Raw genomic sequence first — 18,782 nt, 5'->3', positions numbered from 1 at the left:
GAGCTTGTGAACAGAACGAAGTTAATCGGGTTCAGCCTGACAAATAGATATTTTTGGGCAACCTAATTGCTTAACAGCAAATATGAATTAATATTGTTCTGACGCATTAGGGAAATCTTTAGATTTTACATCTTCAACATATTGACCAATGGCATTTGTCATATCTTCGTATAAATTCATGTATCTTCTTAAAAATTTCGGACTGAATTCGTGTGTCATTCCAATCATATCATGAACAACCAAGACCTGACCATCAACACCTCCGCCGGCACCAATTCCAATGATAGGAATAGATACCTCTTTAGCAATCTGTTCAGCTAACTTTGCAGGAATTTTTTCTAATACAATTGCAAAACACCCAATTTTTTCTAACATTTTAGCGTCTTCGATTAATTTAATGGCTTCGGCTTCTTCTTTTGCGCGAACAGTATATGTTCCGAATTTATAAATAGATTGCGGGGTTAATCCCAAATGTCCCATAACCGGAACACCTGCTCCTAAAATCTTTTTAATGCCTTCTTTGATCTCTTTACCACCTTCTAATTTCAATGCGTGGGCACCGCTTTCTTTCATTACCCGGATAGCAGATTCCAATGCTTTTTTTGAATCGGATTGATAGGTTCCAAATGGTAAATCGACTACGACCAATGCACGTTCCACACCACGCACCACGCACGATGCGTGATAAATCATTTGATCTAACGTAATAGGCAGCGTGGTTTCGTGTCCCGCCATTACATTACTTGCAGAATCGCCCACCAAAATAACATCAACACCTGCAGAATCAACAATTTTTGCCATTGTGTAATCATAAGCGGTAAGCATGGAGATTTTTTCTCCGTTTTGTTTCATATCAAAAAGCGACTTGGTAGTCACTATCTTGTAATCTTTTTTTGCAACTGACATATTTATTTGTTGTTTAGTTCGTGTAAAATTAGAGAAAAAAGATCATATAAACGTATTATGGAAAATAATAAGAAACGAGTGTGCAAAAAATTATTTTAGATCTTTATCAATAATATCTGAGAGATATTTATTTTCTAATACTTTAAGCAAAGCATCTCGTGTTTCTTGAAAAATTCCTCTCAACCCACAAGTAGCTTCGCAACAATCGTTGCAAGTAGTATAAAAATTAAGACTCACACAGGGCAACATTGCCAACGGCCCGTTTACTATTCTAATTATTGATGCAACGCTGATCTTATCAGGATCCTGAGCTAAAATATAACCGCCAAAACGTCCGCGATGACTTAATAAGAAGCCTTTTTTCTTTAATTCGTGAAAGATATTTTCTAAAAAAGCCAACGGAATTTTCTTCTCCCGGGCAATGGTGCTCATTAAAACCGGACCATTACCGTGGAATTTAGCAAGATATCCCAATGCTTTTAATGCATATTTTGATTTTTGTGATAACATATACAAATTAGTCTGTAAGCAAAATTAACAATATTTTATTTAAATAAACTTCATTGATTAGATGAGGATTAATTTAAAGTTTACTACTTTTGTGAAGATTAACGATAAAAAAATAAATTATGTCATTAAGATTAGGGGATATAGCACCCGATTTCACAGCAGAAACAAGTTTAGGAACATTAAATTTTTATGATTATTTGGGTAATAGTTGGGGTGTATTGTTCAGTCACCCTGCAGATTTTACACCCGTTTGTACCACAGAATTAGGAAAAACAGCAGCCTTAAAAGAAGAATTTGCTAAACGCAATGTAAAACCTATTGCAATTAGTGTTGATGGTGTAGAAAGCCACAATCAATGGATTGGCGATATTAATGAAACACAGGATGTATCGGTACAGTTTCCGATTATTGCAGATGAAGAAAAACATATTGCCGGATTGTATGATATGATTCATCCCAATTCAAGCGAAACTGTTACTGTACGCAGTGTTTTTATTGTAGATCCTGCAAAAAAAGTACGTCTAACATTAACGTATCCGGCAAGTACCGGTCGTAACTTCAATGAAATCATTCGGGTTATTGACAGTTTGCAGCTAACGGATCAACATAAACTTGCCACGCCAGCAAACTGGATTAACGGTGATGATTGTATTGTTACACCAGCAGTTGATACAACGAAAGCTAAAGAATTGTTTGGCGACGTAAAAGAGGTAAAACCTTATTTACGTTATGTGAAACAACCTAATGTATAAGTTTTGAAAATAGTGATAGTGATACAGGTTTTTTTTAATAAAAAATAGGTATTAAAACAGTAGTAAGTAATATTTACTACTGTTTTTTTGTTTTGTATGATGGATTTGATTCTTGGCGTTTGTTTTTTATGTTAGCATACCGCCATCTACATTTATAACTTGTCCGGTAATGTAAGTTGCCATGTCTGAAGCTAAAAACACACAGGTGTTCGCAATATCGTCTGGTGTGCCACCTCGTTTTAAAGGAATAGCATCTGTCCATCCTTTTACAACTTCTTCGCCTAATTTTTCTGTCATCTCAGTTTCTATAAAACCTGGAGCAACAACGTTGCAACGAATATTTCTTGAGCCTAATTCTAAAGCTACCGATTTTGAAAAACCGATGATCCCGGCTTTAGAAGCAGCATAATTTGCTTGGCCGGCGTTTCCTTTTACACCCACAACAGAACTCATGTTGATAATAACACCATTACGGTTTTTCAACATTGTTTTTTGTACTGCCTTGGTCATATTAAAAACCGATTTAAGGTTCACGTCCATTACTTGGTCAAAATCGCTTTCGCTCATTCTCATCAGCAAATTATCTTTTGTGATTCCGGCATTGTTAATTAAAATATCTACCGTTCCAAAAAATGCTAAAACCTGATCTGTTAAATGCTGTGCTTCATTAAAATCAGCCGCATTAGATTTGTATGATTTTGCTTTTACTCCTAAAGCAGTTAATTCGTTTTCTAAAGCAATCGCAGCCTCATCAGATGAACTGTAAGTAAATGCCACATTAGCACCTTGTCTTGCAAAAGTTAAAGCAATTCCCTTTCCAATTCCACGTGTTGCACCTGTTATAATTGCAGTTTTTCCTTCTAATAATTTCATTTAAATTTTTTTTTTTAGCACTTCAGGCAAATATATAATAAAAAACAAAATAACTACAATTCCGTTGGGTCTTTAAACTGATATATTTTGTGATTTCGCCATGAAACACCAATTCCTGCCTGAATTTTATGTGGTGCGTTATTGATATTTGTTCCGGCAAAGGTATCAAATTGCAGATTTTGATGTAGTTTAAATGTAAATCCGCCTTTTATAAAAGCCTCATCATTAAACGGAATTGTATTTCCCCGGTATTTTCTGTCAAAAATACCCTGATGTTCGCCAAAGATACTCCAGCGATCACTCAAACCTAACGAAGCCGTTACAATATAACTAAGGTTTCTAAATTCTTCTTCGGTTACATTTTCGCCTATAAAATTATAGGTGATACTGAAACGTTTGCTTAAATGTTGTTGGGCAATAAGCATTGTTTTTAAGCCGGTTTCGGGCAATTCCGGATAATAAAAATTGTGTTTTGAATTGAATTGTGCACCCACATAAACAGCTACCGCAGGAATCAATCGTCCCCATTTAAAACGTTGATTTGCTTTCCAACTGTACACATTGCGTTTTTCTACATAATATTTATAATGATCGTAAATTAAATATTTAATACCGAAATTAAGTTGTTTAAATCCGCTGTTTGAAGCGTTAATGTTAACATCTGTTTGTTTGTAATTTGTGTAATATAAATCAGCGATAAATTCCATTTGTTCAAACATCTCACCATATCGTAACTGTAACTGTGCATTGTTTTGCGTGTTATATTTTTCGGTGTTAAAATCGTCTTTTTGATAGGTATAACCGCCTTCTATCTGAAAAATACCTTTACTAACACTGTATGCACCCATAGATACGCTGGGGCGGTTGGTGTTGATATCTTTTGTGTATTGGGCATTAACGGTTAGGGCACTAATGATAAACGATGTTATATAAATATACTTTTTCATCTTGTTTTCTGAGTTATAATTAAATGGTTGTGGCTATATACCTTTTTAAACGATTGTACCAAAAAACTATTTTGCAAACGGTTTAAAAACTTCTGGTTTTTAATTTCATCCGTATCATTTAGAATAAAGGTATTAAAAATAGCGGTTCCGTTGAGGTTTAAAGTTTGATGGATCCGTTTGATGAATTCATTCTGGAAAACGAATTCCGGAATTTGCGTATCGTTAAATAAATCAACAATAATGATATCGTATTTTTCCTGAGTGTATTTAAGGAATAAATAGGCATCGTTATTAATAATTTCTAATTGACTATTGGGAATAATGTCGAATTCATTAAAAGCAATTTCAATAATCACCGGATCAATCTCAATAGCTGTGATGTGTGCCTGTGATTTAAAGTTGTTTCGCAATTGTTTAATAACGTCACCGCCTCCCAAGCCCAAAATCAAAACAGATTGATCTTTACTGATAAAATCGGTTTCGGTATGTTTTAAAGCCTTTTTTAAAACTTTGCCTAAGTTGCCGTAAGAGTAGTTGGTGTTTTTGGTGTCTAAAATTTTTTTCCCATTCAGCCAGTTAATTTCTAACCTACCACTATGAACCGATTCATACGTTCGAACGGGAATAACATTTAAATAACTAAAATATTTTTTTAAAAAACTCATTAAGGTTTGTACTGTTTAAAACTTCCATCGTTATAAAAAATAACAATGCAATCTATTTCTTTTGATTGGAAAGATAAAATGTTTTCTTCTTTTTTAGATGTATTTTGTTCGATATTTTCAGGATGACTTTCTATTTCATCTTCCATTTCAGGTGTTGTTTCCAAATCTGTTTTTTCATTTAAAACAGCGACCGGTTTTTCTTCAGGTTCGTTTTTCTGGACAAAATTTTCAGTAATCAAAAAAGGTTCTTTTCCGTAAATCAACCACTCTAAATTTAGGGTAGGAAAGTGGGTGTGCAACTTCATTATAAACTCTAAACTGGGTTTGTTTCGTTCCGAAATTAAATGCGAAATAGTAGCCTTCGGTACGGTAATTTTATCAGCCAGTTCGGTTGTTGTTAAACTAAAATGATGCATTATTTTCTGTAATTGAGAACTGAATTTCATATCAAAAAAGGCATTTTTTTAGGGTTAAATGCAATTTACATTTGTAAATAGCTTGTTTTTTACAAATGTAAACAATTATTTATTAACAAATGTAAACGATTTTTCAAATTGAAGTTTTTGTTTATTTGTATTGATTTAAAATATTGATATTTATTATTTTAATTATGTTTTATTTTTGAATATTTAAATTGATTATTTAGTTGTTTACAAAAATAAACAAGATAAGAATGTGTTATTTTAAGATAGATAGTATCTTTGACAAGAAAATAACAGCACTTTTACTATGCAATTTTTAAAACAAGAAGAAATTAACGAGCGTTACATTACAAATAGTGATATAGAACAAGTTTTAAAAAATTTGGATCCGGCGGTTTTTAAAACTTCCGTTGCAGGAAAAAGCGTACAGCAAAAAAACATTTACCGGATTGATTTTGGTACAGGAAAATTTAAGGTTTTATTGTGGTCGCAAATGCACGGAAACGAAACCACAACCACCAAAGCGGTAATCAATTTATTGAAAAAAATAAATGCGGAAGAGTACCTGCATTGGTTGCAATTTTTTTCGTTTACTTTTTTACCGATATTAAATCCCGATGGAGCCGAAATGTTCACAAGGGTAAATGCAAATGAAGTTGATTTAAACCGCGATTCAGCGAATTTATCACAACCCGAATCTAAATTATTGCGTACTGTTTTTGAAGAAGTACAACCTAATCTAGCGCTGAATATGCACGATCAACGAAGCATTTTTTCTGCCGGATCAGGTCACAACCCGGCAACGCTCTCTTTTTTGGCGCCGGCATTTAATGAAAGTTGCGATTTGAATGAAACCCGTACGTTTGCCATGCAGTTAATTGCTTTAATGGCAAATTCATTAAAAGATATTGCCTGTAATACCATTGGTAGGTTTGATGATTCTTTCAACATAAACTGTATTGGAGATATGTTTACGCATTTAAATGTCCCAACAATTCTGTTTGAAGCTGGTTTTGCAGTTAATGACTATCAACGAAAAGTGGCTCAAAATTTAGTTGAAATAAGTTTAACGAAGCTTTTTAATGCGATTATTTCAAAAGAATATGAAAAATTTACTGTTGCTGATTATTTGAAAATCCCTGAAAACGAGAAAAATTTTGTTGATCTGCTGATAGAAAATTATACCACCACCAATACTGATTTCGAAAAGTTCCCTCAATTACCGGTTGTTTTTAAAGAAAAGTTCGTAAAGGGAAGCCTTGTTTTAACGCCTGAGATTGACTGGGATTCTGCACCAGAATTTAAATTCGCACATTTGGTTTTAGATGCAAATCAGGTGCTTATCAATACGCAAAAAGACGTAGAAAATCTGTTAGAAAAAGTAACTATTCTTTAGCGATTTAGTAGATAATTGTTAACGATTTGCTAAAAAGTAAAAAATAAATATGCTTTCCTATATTATTTTTAATAATTCATTGTATTTTTGCACTTGTATTAAAATAAAGTAATTGATTAAAAATTGTTATATGAGTAAGTTCCGATTAGATGAAATAGACCACCAGATATTAGATATGCTAATTGACAATACCAGGGTTCCTTTTACCGATATTGCAAAAAAATTATTAATATCAGCCGGTACAGTACACGTTCGTGTTAAAAAAATGGAAGATGCAGGTATAATCCAGGGCTCTTCATTAACACTTGATTATGAGAAATTAGGATATTCATTCATTGCCTATATTGGAATCTTTTTGCATAACACCTCTCAAACTAAATTTGTGTTGCAACGCATTAATGAAATTCCTTTTGTAACTGTTGCTCACGTAACAACAGGCAAATTCAATGTATTCTGTAAAATCCGTGCAAGAGATACGCGTCATGCAAAAGAAGTGATCTTTATGATTGACGATATTGAAGGCGTTTACAGAACAGAATCTATGATTTCTTTAGAAGAAAGCATTAATGACAAAAAACGTTTAATGCACACTATTTTTAAAGACTTATAATAGAAATATATTGTATTTTTGAACTGCTCATTCACAAGATGGGCAGTTTTTTTATGGATTCACTTACCCAAATTGTTTTAGGAATTGGCGTTGCCCATCTTTGTTTGAATAAAAAAATCAGCCGAAAGAAAACCATTGCTTTAGGAGCAATTGTTGGTACATTGCCCGATTTAGATAGTTACATTGGAAAGCTTTTTAATGATCCGTTAACCGAAATAGAAATTCACCGGGGCTTTTCACATTCTATTATTTTCTTTTTGTTACTAAGCATTCTCATTACCGTTTTAGTTAAGCGCTGGTTTAGAGAAATATCGGCAAAACAACTATACATCACAACGTTTCTTGTATTGCTTACACATTCATTATTAGATATTTTTACAACCTGGGGCACACAGCTTTTTTGGCCTATGCCACAAAAAATAGCGTTAAAATCAGTTTTTGTAGTCGATGTTTTTTATACGGTTCCGCTTTTAATGGGTGTTGTTTTAGGATTAAAGAACCAAAGAAAATTGTTTACCTATGCCGGATTATTTTTAAGTTCCGTTTACTTGATTTGGGGATTAGTAGCACAAAACATAATCAAAAACAAAGCGGTAGGCGATTTTGAAAACCAATATGCAGAAAAAGTTCAGAATATTACAGCGAAACCTACTTTTTCAAATAGTTTTTTATGGAATGTCATCATTGAAACCTCCAATGGATTTTATCTTTCCGATCGATCGATTTTAGAAGAACACAAAATGAATTTTGATTATTTTCCTCGAAACGAAGAATTAATTCAGGATTTTTCAGATAAGAATATCAACAGATTAAAAGAGATTTCCGAAAATCAGTACATTATAACAAAAAACGAAAACGGTTTGGTATTTAACGATTTGCGTTTCGGCTTGTTGAAAAATGATCCAAACGATCTTCAGTTTGCCTTTTCGTATCAGTTAATTCCAACAAAAAAAGGATACCGCATTAAAGAACTTCCAAAAGACAAACGCGATGGACTAATGCTCTTAAAAAATATTTGGGAAAGAATAACAAATCAGTAACTTTATAAATCTTTATAGTGTAAAAAAATGAAAATAATTATATCGCCGGCAAAATCGTTAGATTTTGAAAAAGCATTACCTGTAAGCACACATACCAAACCGGTTTTTATCAAACAAAGCAAAGAAATAAACAGTGTGTTAAAGACATTAAAACCAACAGATTTAAGCAGTTTAATGTCGATTTCTGATAATCTGGCAGAATTAAACTGGCAGCGAAACAAAGTTAGGAAATACAAGCTAACCGAGTTGAGTACTACAGTTCGCCAAGCTGTTTTTGCGTTTAATGGAGATGTTTACACCGGTTTAGATGCTTATTCGCTTACTGCGTCACAAATAGATTATCTGCAAAACCATTTACAGATTTTATCGGGCTTGTACGGTTTACTGAAACCCTTAGATGCCATAGAAGCCTACCGTTTAGAAATGGGTATAAAATTGCCTGTTGCTAATAAAAAAGACCTTTATGATTTTTGGAAAGATACTGTTACAACCGCTTTAAACAAAGGTTTTAAAAAGGGAGATGTACTGGTAAATTTAGCGAGTAATGAGTATTTTAATGTGGTTGACAAAAAAGTATTAAAAGCAAAAATTATTACGCCCGAATTTAAAGATTATAAAGAAGGCAAGCTGAAAATGATCGGGTTTTTTGCTAAGAAAGCCCGTGGATTAATGGTTCGCTACATGGCAGAAAACAACATTACAAATGTGGAAGACATCAAACAGTTTAATGTAGAAGGGTATGGTTTTGATGCGAATTTATCAACTGAAACCAAATGGGTTTTTACGAGGTAGTTTATAAGTAAAATATATGAAGGAATGACTGAAAATTTAGAAAATATAACCGTTCAATTGATTGAGAAATACATTGACGTTTTAGAAAAAAAGGGAGAACCTCGTGAAGCCTATAAATATTTGGCAATTGATACTTTTCAGCAGAATTGGAGTTTAGAAACAGAAGACTTTTATCTAATGTTTCGAGCTTCTTTCAGTAAAGTATCAAACTTACTTTATCAAAATTCGTGGGGTTTTATCGAAAAATCAGCTCAAAATTTTCCCGAAAAAACAAGCGAAATGTTTCGCAACTTGTATGACGAATCTCTTGATGTTTCACAAAGAATAAAAACTTTTCAATCCGAATCAGAGAAATTATTGCCCGAAGTCAGACAAGCATTAAACAGAACTAATATCAACGCCCAACAAGATGAACGGACAATTTCTGTTTATCTTGCTTTTCGTTATCCTGAAAAATATATGTTGTACAAAGCAGATTATTACAAAAATTTCTGTGAACAACTCAACATCAAAACAAAAAACGCGGGAGAACGATTTTTGCATTTACAAGAATTAGCCAACCAAATCATCCAAGAGAATCTTCTCCATGAAGAATTCATTCAAACCTATCGTAGTTTCTATCCCAAAACCAATTGGGACGATAAATTCTTGATGATCCAAAATGTTTTGTATGTCGTTTTTAGAGAAGATTTTAAAGAAACAGATTTAGTCAGTCTATTGAAAGATTTTAATCGAAAAGATTTGGAGGAATACTATGAGTTTTTAGATAAAATCATTGAAAAATTCGACTTACAGCAAAATGACCAAAGATTGGTTTTTAATTTTAGAGACAAAAAATTTATTGTGTTCACGATAGGTCAAAGATACATTCTCCAAGTTAACAATTCGAATAGCACTGAATTAACATTTGGTGCTATATCTACTGAAGCTTTAACTAAGAAGCATTCTATTTTTAACGGGAATCCAACTGCATTTTGGAACGGCACAGATAATATTTTAGAAATTACTAATCATCAAGCAAAGGTGTTTGATGCAGTTGAGTTAGTACTTAATCGCACTCAAATTTCAGGTTATTCCAAATACAATAAAAAGGAATTGGAAAGAATGGCTTTTGATATTGATTTTAGAAATGAAATTTTGAGCCAATTAGAATATCAAACAACAACCGAAAAACCAATGGAAAACATAAATTCTGATAAAAAGATTCCGCTAAATCTAATCCTTTTCGGAGCTCCAGGAACAGGAAAAACATATACATTGAGAAACGAATATTTTCCTAAGTACACAATTTCTGAAAAAAGTATAAGTCCGGAATCTTATTTTGAAGAAATTGTGAGTGGATTGACTTGGTGGCAAACCATTGCTTTGGCTCTTTTAGAAATGGGAACAAGCAAAGTCAATGATATTTTAGAAAACCGTTGGGTCTCTAAAAAAGCGGTTCTATCTGAATCAAAAAATGTTCGGGCAACGATATGGGGAAATTTACAATTTCATACTGTAATTGAATCAAAAACGGTCAATTATACGCAAAGACAACCGCCTTATATTTTTGACAAAACAAAAGATAAAAAATGGGAATTACTTGAAAATGAATTAAAAGAACAAGCACCCGAAATTTACGATATTCTCGATTCTGTCAATAATTTTAAGCCGAATCCTAAAAAAGAAATCAAACATTACGTATTTACAACTTTCCACCAATCATTTTCTTATGAAGATTTTATTGAAGGCATAAAGCCTGTTATGGAAGAAGGTAAAGAATCTGTTTCTTATCAGATTGAAAATGGAATCTTTAAAGATTTATGCCTGAAAGCTCAAAGCGACCCGGAAAATCGCTATGCTATTTTTATAGATGAAATCAACCGAGGAAATGTTTCGGCTATTTTCGGAGAATTGATTACGTTGATTGAACCCGACAAACGAATTGGTGCAGTCAACGAACTTAAAGTAAAACTTCCTTATTCAAAGAGAGAATTTGGAGTTCCAAAAAATGTAGACATCATCGGAACAATGAACACAGCCGACCGAAGTGTAGAAGCATTGGACACCGCTTTGAGAAGACGTTTTTCATTCGTTGAAATGCAGCCGAATCCAAGTGTTTTGCTTGATTCCGAATATCAGGATGTTGATTTGAAACAACTTTTAGAAACGATTAATCAACGTATTGAAGTATTGATAGACAAAGACCATCAAATCGGACATTCGTATTTTATCGGAATTCAAAATTTGGAAGATTTAAAACAAACTTTTAAAGACAAAATCATTCCGCTTTTGGAAGAATATTTCTATGGAGATTTCGGAAAAATCGGTTTGGTCTTGGGAGGAGGTTTTATTTATCAAGAAGAAAATCAGGCAAAATTCCCGAAGAACTTCACCTACGAAAATGACTTTTTAGAAGATAAAAAAGTATATCGTTTTACGCCTTTTGAAAATTGGGACGAACAAACTTTTATTGCTGTTTACGGAGACTAATTGATGCAGAATAAAAAGTTTATACAGGTTTTTGAGTATCAAAAATTGCGATACGATGATTCGGAAGATTTCCGAAAACATCATTTTGATGCTATGGTAAAATTTAACGAACTGCATCAAAACAAATATTTCACGATTATTCATCAAGGAATCCGATTTGGAAGTTATGTTGGAGTGATTCAAATTGGTGGATTAACCATTGAGGTTCTTCCTAAAGCCGACAACAACGAAAATACAGACAAAAATTTATGGCAAAATGTGCTACTCAATATGCTAAAAGTCTGCAAGAAAATTCAAGTAGAATCCATTTCAGAAACGCAACTCAAAAAACGCTATCATTCGATCTTAGATGTTTATTTTGAATTGTATTTAAATGAAATCGAACGATTGATAAAAAAAGGATTGATAAAGAAATACAGAAAAAATCAATCCAATCAAAACGCACTAAAAGGAAAATTGCTTTTCTCTCAAAACATTCAGCATAATTTAGTGCATAAAGAACATTTTTATTGCGAACATCAGATTTACGATAAAAATCATTTGTTACATCAAATTCTTTATAAAGGTTTACTGGTTTTGAAGACTTTTGTCAATGATTCTTTAAAGGACAAACTAAATCGATTGCTATTTGAATTTCAAGACATTGAAAACATCAATATTCAGAAGAAGCATTTCGATAAAATCATTATTGACCGAAAAAATAATGACTATCAAAAAGCGATTGATATAGCAAAAATCATCATTCTGAATTATTCGCCAAGTTTGAATTACGGAAATGAGCATTTACTCACACTTTTATTCGATATGAATGTTTTGTGGGAAGAATATATTTTCCGTATTCTTCAAAAACACAAAACAGATGAAATAGAAGTGTCGTTTCAAAACTCCGATAAGTTTTGGGAAAATAAACACATTCGTCCAGACATTGTTATAAAAACCAAAGACGAAACTTTTGTCATTGATACCAAGTGGAAAATCATTGAAGCCAATAATCCATCAGATGATGATTTAAAGCAAATGTTTGTTTATAATCTGCATTGGAAAGCCGAAAAAACATTGTTGCTTTATCCTAAAAGCAATCAAAAAGACAGTGAATATGGAACATTTCATTATGACAATTTAGGCAAGAAATGTAAACTCGGATTTGTGGACATAACCAACGAACAAACAATAAAGAACAGTCGAGTTTTAGCAAATGAAATCTTTGCTAAAATGTATTATTAAGTTATAATTCATCAAAACATTTTGTTTTATAGATAAGTTTTAGGAATTTTGGCTTTTTAATAAAAAGATTATGCCCACAACTTATTATATCAGCAACAACACGTTAAGTTTAGAAGAGCTAAATACTATAATTACAGAAAATTACCCTTTGGCACTTTCAGAAGAAGCCATTGCAAACATTAATAAATGCCGTGCTTATTTAGATCAGAAAATGGAAACCGAAACCAATCCTATTTACGGAATCAATACCGGTTTTGGATCGTTGTACAGTGTTAAAATTTCTACAGAAGATTTAACTACTTTACAAGAAAATCTAATGAAATCACACGCTTGCGGAACCGGCGATGAAGTTCCGCACGATATTGTGAAAATAATGCTTTTGCTTAAAATTAAATCGTTAAGTTACGGTAATTCGGGTGTTCAGTTACAAACGGTTGAACGGTTGATTGACTTTTACAACCACAACATTTTACCGGTGGTGTATACCCAAGGATCGTTAGGTGCGTCGGGCGATTTGGCTCCGTTGGCACATTTGTGTTTGCCGTTAATTGGCGAAGGTGAGGTTTTTATGAACGGAAAACGTATCACAGCCAAAGAAATGCTGACCGCTATGAACTGGGAAATGATCAAATTAAAATCAAAAGAAGGCCTGGCGTTGTTAAACGGTACGCAGTTTATGAGTTCGTACGGAGCTTATATCTTGCTGAAAACCGCTAAGCTGTCACAATTGGCAGATGTTATTGGAGCGGTTTCTTTAGAAGGATTCGATGGAAGAATTGATCCTTTTAACAATCTGATACACATCGTTCGTCCGCATAAAGGTCAGGTAAATACGGCGGCGTATATTTCTGAAATTTTAGAAGGAAGCGAATTGATCAAACAACCTAAAAAACACGTACAGGATCCGTATTCGTTCCGTTGTATGCCACAGGTGCACGGTGCATCAAAAGATGCTATTGAATATGTAGAAAAAGTTTTCAAAACCGAAATTAATTCGGTAACCGATAATCCCAATATTTTTGTAGATGAAGATTTGATTGTTTCGGGCGGAAATTTCCACGGACAACCATTGGCATTAGCCTTAGATTTCTTGGGAATTGCCTTGGCAGAATTAGGAAACATCTCAGAACGAAGAACCTATCAGTTAATTTCGGGTTTACGTAATTTACCTCCGTTTTTGGTAAATAATCCGGGCTTAAATTCAGGTTTCATGATTCCGCAATACACCGCAGCAAGTATCGTTAGTCAAAACAAACAATTGGCAACACCTGCAAGTATCGATAGTATCGTATCGAGCAACGGACAAGAAGATCATGTGAGTATGGGCGCAAATGCAGCTACAAAAACCTTGAAAATCGTTGATAATTTAGAACGAATTCTCGCTATCGAATTATTTAATGCAGCACAGGCTTTAGAATTCCGCCGACCAGGAAAATCGAGCGATTTTATAGAAAACTTTGTAAGTGATTACAGAAAAGAAGTTCCAACAGTAGAAGAAGACCGTATTTTACATTACGATATTCAAAAAAGTATTCAGTTTTTAAGCAACTACCAATTCAATTAATTATACCAAATGCACTTTTAGTTATACAAAAGTGCATTTTTCTTTTGCGAAAATGGTTATATTTGCGTGATATTTTTATTACGAAATCATTTTGAGATCCGAAAATAAACTAAAAATTTTAAACGACCCCATTTATGGTTTTATAACCATACCCACAACTTTGTTGTACGATTTAATGCAACACCCATATTTTCAGCGTTTGCGTAGAATTAAACAAATGGGTTTGTCGTCTTTGGTTTATCCCGGTGCCGAACATACACGCTTTCATCACGCGTTGGGGTGCATGCACATGATGCAGAAAGCTGTTCAAGTGTTGCGATTTAAAAATATCGAGATTTCTAACGAAGAAGAACAGGCGTTGTACATCGCTATTTTATTGCATGATATTGGTCACGGGCCTTTTTCGCATGCAATGGAACACAGCATTGTGGAAAACGTTCAGCACGAAGAAATTTCGTTGTTGTTTATGGAAGCTTTGAATAAAGAGTTTGAAGGAAAACTTTCTTTGGCAATTGAAATTTTTAAAGGAAATTATTCGCGCAGATTCTTAATTCAATTGATTTCATCGCAATTGGATATGGATCGTATGGATTATTTAAAACGCGATAGTTTTTACAGTGGCGTTGCCGAAGGAAATATTAATTCCGAACGATTGATTCAGATGATTAATGTACATAACGATGTTTTGGTCGTTGAAGAGAAAGGAATTTATTCAGTAGAAAAATTTTTAGTAGCCCGCAGGTTAATGTATTGGCAATGCTATTTGCACAAAACCAGCGTGGGAGCAGAGTTGCTTTTGGCTAAGATTTTAAAAAGAGCCAAGCAATTAACTTTGCAGGGAATAGATTTGCCGGCAAGCAACGCATTAAAATTTTTCCTGGAAAACTCTGTTTTAAAAGCCGATTTTGATAAAGCAGTTTTAAACAATTTTGCCTTGTTAGACGATGCCGATATTTACACCGCATTGAAAAACTGGCAGTTTCACACAGACAAGGTTTTGTCTTATTTAAGCAACGCCATTGTAAACAGAAAATTATTTCATGTACAGTTGGTTACTAAAGAGGAATTTAACTCAAGATTAGATCATTATCAAGCTTTATGTAAAGAAAAAGTTCAGGTACGTAACGAAGAGTTAGATTACTTTGTTTTTGGTGATAAACTTAGAAATCAGGCGTATGATTTAAAGGCAGATCCTATAAGAATCATTACAAAAAGCAAACAAATTATCGATGTATTAGAAGCGTCAGATCAATACAATTTAAAAGCATTGTCTGAACCTGTTTATAAATACTTTATTTGTTATCCAAAAAGTATTCATAAAAATTAATAAAAAATTATATTTTTGTAGTTAATGAAAATTACAGCAGAACAAATTGCCGAGGTATTAAACGGAGTCATTGTGGGCGATTCTACGGTTGAGGTATCTAAATTATCTAAAATCGAAGAAGGCGACAAAGGGTCTATTACCTTTCTGTCTAATTTAAAATACAAACACTTTTTATACACAACCGAAGCGTCGGTTGTCATTGTAAATAAAGATTTCCAACCCACACAGCCTGTAAAAGCAACAATGATTCAGGTAGATGATTCTTACAGTGCTTTTACAAAGATTTTAGAATATGCCAATCAAATAAAATTAATGAAATCGGGTATTGAACAACCCTCTGTTATTTCAGAAGGTGTTGAATACGGCGATGATTTGTATTTGGGGAGTTTTTCATATATTGGGAAAAACACGAAGATTGGAAATAACGTAAAAATTTATCCCAATTCATTTGTGGGCGATAATGTTACCATAGGCGATAACACGATTTTATTTGCCGGGGCACGAATTTATTCTGAATCAGTTATAGGCAAAAATTGTGTTATTCATTCCGGGACCATCATTGGTTCTGACGGATTTGGTTTTGCACCGAATACCGATGGTACGTATGCTAAGATCCCTCAAATAGGAAACGTGGTTATTGAAGATAATGTAGAAATAGGTTCTTGTACCACAGTTGATCGTGCTACATTGGGTTCTACCATTATCAGAAAAGGCGTGAAGTTAGACAACCAAATTCAGATTGCGCATAATGTCGAAGTGGGCGAAAATACAGTTATTGCTTCACAAACCGGGGTAGCTGGTTCGGCAAAAATTGGTAAAAACTGTATTATTGGCGGTCAAGTAGGTATTGTTGGGCATATTACCATTGGCGATAATGTACGCATTCAGGCACAAACAGGTGTTGGTAAAAGTATTAAAGATGGCGACGTAATACAGGGATCTCCTGCAATGCCATATAATGATTTCACAAAATCGTATATTTATTTCAAAAAATTGCCGAATATTGTAAAAGATATTGAAGAGTTAAAAAAGATAAAAGATAAAGAAAATTAAGCTAATATAGTTATGGTTAAACAAAAAACCATCGCTCAGGAAGTAACAATTAACGGAGTGGGTTTGCACACAGGACAACAAGTTGTTATGACTTTAAAACCTGCACCTGTAAATAATGGTTTTACTTTTGTGCGAGTAGATTTACCTGGGAATCCGGTTATCGAGGCAGATGCAAATTACGTGGTTTCTACTGAACGGGGAACAAATTTAGAGCATAAAGGAGTACAGCTACACACAACAGAACATGTGCTGGCAGCATTTATTGGTTGTGATTTAGATAATGTTATTATAGAGCTAAATGCTTCAGAGCCACCAATTATGGATGGGTCATCTAAATATTTTGTTCAGGCAGTAGAAAAAGCAGGAATTATAGAGCAAGATGCAGAACGAGATGAATATATTGTAAAAGAAGTCATCTCTTATGTTGATGAAAGAACAGGGAGCGAAATTATTGTAATGCCGGCAGATGAATACCAGATAACCACCATGGTTGATTTTGGAACCAAGGTTTTAGGTACACAAAATGCGACCCTTAAGAGTATGAACGATTTTAAAGAAGAAATCTCAGAAGCAAGAACTTTTAGTTTTCTTCATGAAATTGAAACTTTACTGGCACATGGTTTAATAAAAGGTGGCGATTTAAATAATGCCATTGTATATGTTGACAAAGAAATTTCAGACGAAACATTACAACGATTAAAAGTAGCGTTTGGCAAAGACGATATCGCTGTAAAACCAAACGGAATTTTAGATAACTTAACACTGCATTACCCTAACGAAGCAGCACGCCATAAATTGTTAGACGTGGTGGGTGATTTAGCATTGATTGGTACTCGCATTCGCGGAAAAGTTATAGCAAATAAACCAGGGCATTTTGTAAACACGCAGTTTGCAAAGAAAATGTCTAAAATTATCAAAACAGAACGCAGAAATCAGGTTCCGGTTTTTGATTTAAACAAAGAACCTTTAATGGATATTACTAAAATTATGAACATGTTACCGCACAGGTTTCCAATGATTTTAGTAGATAAAATTATAGAATTGTCAGATTCGCACGTGGTAGGGTTGAAAAACGTAACCATGAACGAAGCCTTTTTTCAGGGGCATTTTCCGGGGGCACCGGTAATGCCGGGGGTTTTAATCATAGAAGCCATGGCACAAACAGGTGGTATTTTAGCATTAAGCACCGTTCCTGATCCTGAAAATTACCTGACTTATTTTATGAAAATAGATAATGTACGCTTTAAACAACAAGTGTTGCCGGGCGATACATTAATTTTTAAATTAGATTTGATCAGCCCGATTCGTAGAGGAATTTGTCATATGCAGGCAGTTGCTTATGCCAATGGTAAAATTGCTACCGAAGCCGAATTAATGGCACAGATTGTAAAAGCAAAATAGTAATTAATAATTAAAAGAATGAATCAACCATTAGCATACGTTCATCCCGGAGCAAAAATTGCTAAAAATGTGGTAATTGAACCTTTTACTACCATTCACAATAATGTTGAAATTGGCGAAGGTACTTGGATTGGGTCGAATGTTACCATTATGGAAGGCGCACGAATAGGCAAAAACTGCCGCATTTTTCCAGGTGCTGTTATATCGGCTGAACCACAGGATTTAAAATTTGACGGAGAAGAAACTACTGCCGAAATAGGTGATAATACAACAATAAGAGAATGTGTTACCATTAACCGCGGTACAAAAGACAGATACCGTACCGTTATTGGTAAAAACTGTTTAATACAGGCTTACAGCCACATTGCACACGATTGTGTGGTGGGTGATAACTGTATTTTTTCAAACTCAAGCACATTAGCTGGGCACGTAACAGTGGGCGATTTTGTGGTTTTAGCAGGAATGGTTGCCGTACATCAGTTTTGTACCATTGGCTCTCACTCGTTTATAACAGGTGGTACGTTGGTACGTAAAGATGTTCCGCCGTATATCAAAGCAGCCCGCGAACCCATTTCGTATGTAGGTATCAATTCGGTAGGATTGAGAAGGAGAGGGTTTGATTCAGATAAAATCAGAGAGATACAAAATATCTATCGTGTGTTGTATCAGCAAAATTACAACAACTCTCAGGCAATTGAACTGATAGAAACCGATATGGAGGCAACGCCGGAACGCGATGAAATCATCCAGTTTGTGCGTAATTCATCACGCGGTATCATGAAAGGTTATACAGGAATTTATTAATAAAAAGCAAAACAAAAATAAAAT

At 33.9% G+C, this 18,782-nt stretch carries 18 protein-coding genes; 12 read left to right on the top strand and 6 right to left on the bottom strand.

Annotation, left to right across the window (positions count from 1 at the left end):
* Nucleotides 1-87: 87 nt before the first annotated feature.
* Both panB and BLW20_RS05730 read right to left on the bottom strand, forming a co-directional pair.
* A complete protein-coding gene (panB, locus tag BLW20_RS05735) occupies nucleotides 88-906 on the bottom strand; it encodes a 3-methyl-2-oxobutanoate hydroxymethyltransferase (RefSeq protein ID WP_091097299.1) in 819 nt (272 codons plus the stop codon).
* Between the two features lie 90 nt (nucleotides 907-996).
* The gene (locus tag BLW20_RS05730; protein ID WP_091097297.1) at nucleotides 997-1,416 is read right to left on the bottom strand and encodes an RrF2 family transcriptional regulator; all 420 of its coding nucleotides are present in this window, start codon (nucleotides 1,414-1,416) and stop codon (nucleotides 997-999) included.
* A gap of 116 nt (nucleotides 1,417-1,532) precedes the next feature.
* Here BLW20_RS05730 and BLW20_RS05725 point away from each other — a divergent pair, with 116 nt between their 5' ends.
* Nucleotides 1,533-2,168 (top strand): peroxiredoxin, encoded by a 636-nt coding sequence (locus BLW20_RS05725; protein WP_218143511.1) that lies wholly within the window; start codon nucleotides 1,533-1,535, stop codon nucleotides 2,166-2,168.
* A 126-nt stretch (nucleotides 2,169-2,294) separates the two neighbouring features.
* On the opposite strand, the gene fabG is transcribed toward BLW20_RS05725, so the two are convergent.
* From fabG to BLW20_RS05705, 4 genes are read right to left on the bottom strand one after another with little or no spacing between them, the layout of a single operon-like run.
* On the bottom strand, nucleotides 2,295-3,041 hold the full coding sequence (fabG, locus tag BLW20_RS05720; RefSeq protein ID WP_091097293.1) for a 3-oxoacyl-[acyl-carrier-protein] reductase: 747 nt from the start codon (nucleotides 3,039-3,041) through the stop codon (nucleotides 2,295-2,297).
* A 53-nt stretch (nucleotides 3,042-3,094) separates the two neighbouring features.
* A complete protein-coding gene (locus tag BLW20_RS05715) occupies nucleotides 3,095-3,988 on the bottom strand; it encodes a transporter (RefSeq protein ID WP_091097291.1) in 894 nt (297 codons plus the stop codon).
* Entirely contained in the window at nucleotides 3,985-4,653 is a 669-nt protein-coding gene (locus BLW20_RS05710) for a spermidine synthase (protein WP_091097290.1), read from the bottom strand. Before BLW20_RS05710 ends, BLW20_RS05715 begins: the two co-directional genes overlap by 4 nt.
* Nucleotides 4,653-5,099, bottom strand: a complete 447-nt coding sequence (locus BLW20_RS05705; RefSeq protein ID WP_143037739.1) for a helix-turn-helix domain-containing protein — start codon at nucleotides 5,097-5,099, stop codon at nucleotides 4,653-4,655. Before BLW20_RS05705 ends, BLW20_RS05710 begins: the two co-directional genes overlap by 1 nt.
* A gap of 283 nt (nucleotides 5,100-5,382) precedes the next feature.
* Here BLW20_RS05705 and BLW20_RS05700 point away from each other — a divergent pair, with 283 nt between their 5' ends.
* From BLW20_RS05700 to lpxA, 11 genes are all read left to right on the top strand, one after another.
* Complete coding sequence (locus BLW20_RS05700; protein ID WP_091097285.1) at nucleotides 5,383-6,471, top strand: M14 family zinc carboxypeptidase; 1,089 nt, start codon at nucleotides 5,383-5,385, stop codon at nucleotides 6,469-6,471.
* Nucleotides 6,472-6,601: 130 nt separating this feature from the next.
* The gene (locus BLW20_RS05695) at nucleotides 6,602-7,081 is read left to right on the top strand and encodes an Lrp/AsnC family transcriptional regulator (protein ID WP_091097283.1); all 480 of its coding nucleotides are present in this window, start codon (nucleotides 6,602-6,604) and stop codon (nucleotides 7,079-7,081) included.
* Nucleotides 7,082-7,134: 53 nt separating this feature from the next.
* Nucleotides 7,135-8,121, top strand: a complete 987-nt coding sequence (locus tag BLW20_RS05690) for a metal-dependent hydrolase (RefSeq protein ID WP_177165038.1) — start codon at nucleotides 7,135-7,137, stop codon at nucleotides 8,119-8,121.
* A 27-nt stretch (nucleotides 8,122-8,148) separates the two neighbouring features.
* Nucleotides 8,149-8,913 carry a peroxide stress protein YaaA gene (gene yaaA / locus BLW20_RS05685; protein ID WP_091097279.1) on the top strand — a complete coding sequence of 255 codons (765 nt, stop codon included), beginning with the start codon at nucleotides 8,149-8,151 and terminating at the stop codon, nucleotides 8,911-8,913.
* A 24-nt stretch (nucleotides 8,914-8,937) separates the two neighbouring features.
* Nucleotides 8,938-11,385: an McrB family protein gene (locus BLW20_RS05680; protein ID WP_091097276.1), complete on the top strand. Its 2,448-nt coding sequence runs from the start codon at nucleotides 8,938-8,940 to the stop codon at nucleotides 11,383-11,385.
* 3 nt (nucleotides 11,386-11,388) lie between these two features.
* Complete coding sequence (locus tag BLW20_RS05675; protein ID WP_091097274.1) at nucleotides 11,389-12,609, top strand: McrC family protein; 1,221 nt, start codon at nucleotides 11,389-11,391, stop codon at nucleotides 12,607-12,609.
* Between the two features lie 70 nt (nucleotides 12,610-12,679).
* Entirely contained in the window at nucleotides 12,680-14,173 is a 1,494-nt protein-coding gene (gene hutH, locus BLW20_RS05670) for a histidine ammonia-lyase (protein WP_091097272.1), read from the top strand.
* Nucleotides 14,174-14,264: 91 nt separating this feature from the next.
* Nucleotides 14,265-15,500: an HD domain-containing protein gene (locus BLW20_RS05665; protein ID WP_091097270.1), complete on the top strand. Its 1,236-nt coding sequence runs from the start codon at nucleotides 14,265-14,267 to the stop codon at nucleotides 15,498-15,500.
* Between the two features lie 24 nt (nucleotides 15,501-15,524).
* Entirely contained in the window at nucleotides 15,525-16,553 is a 1,029-nt protein-coding gene (gene lpxD / locus BLW20_RS05660; RefSeq protein WP_091097268.1) for a UDP-3-O-(3-hydroxymyristoyl)glucosamine N-acyltransferase, read from the top strand.
* 12 nt (nucleotides 16,554-16,565) lie between these two features.
* On the top strand, nucleotides 16,566-17,954 hold the full coding sequence (locus tag BLW20_RS05655; protein ID WP_091097266.1) for a bifunctional UDP-3-O-[3-hydroxymyristoyl] N-acetylglucosamine deacetylase/3-hydroxyacyl-ACP dehydratase: 1,389 nt from the start codon (nucleotides 16,566-16,568) through the stop codon (nucleotides 17,952-17,954).
* Between the two features lie 18 nt (nucleotides 17,955-17,972).
* Nucleotides 17,973-18,758, top strand: a complete 786-nt coding sequence (lpxA, locus tag BLW20_RS05650) for an acyl-ACP--UDP-N-acetylglucosamine O-acyltransferase (RefSeq protein ID WP_091097264.1) — start codon at nucleotides 17,973-17,975, stop codon at nucleotides 18,756-18,758.
* Nucleotides 18,759-18,782 lie beyond the last annotated feature (24 nt).

It is taken from the genome of Paenimyroides marinum (assembly GCF_900108395.1).
Taxonomy (GTDB): Bacteria; Bacteroidota; Bacteroidia; order Flavobacteriales; family Flavobacteriaceae; genus Flavobacterium; species Flavobacterium marinum.
This window is presented reverse-complemented; position numbering and strand designations above follow the sequence as displayed.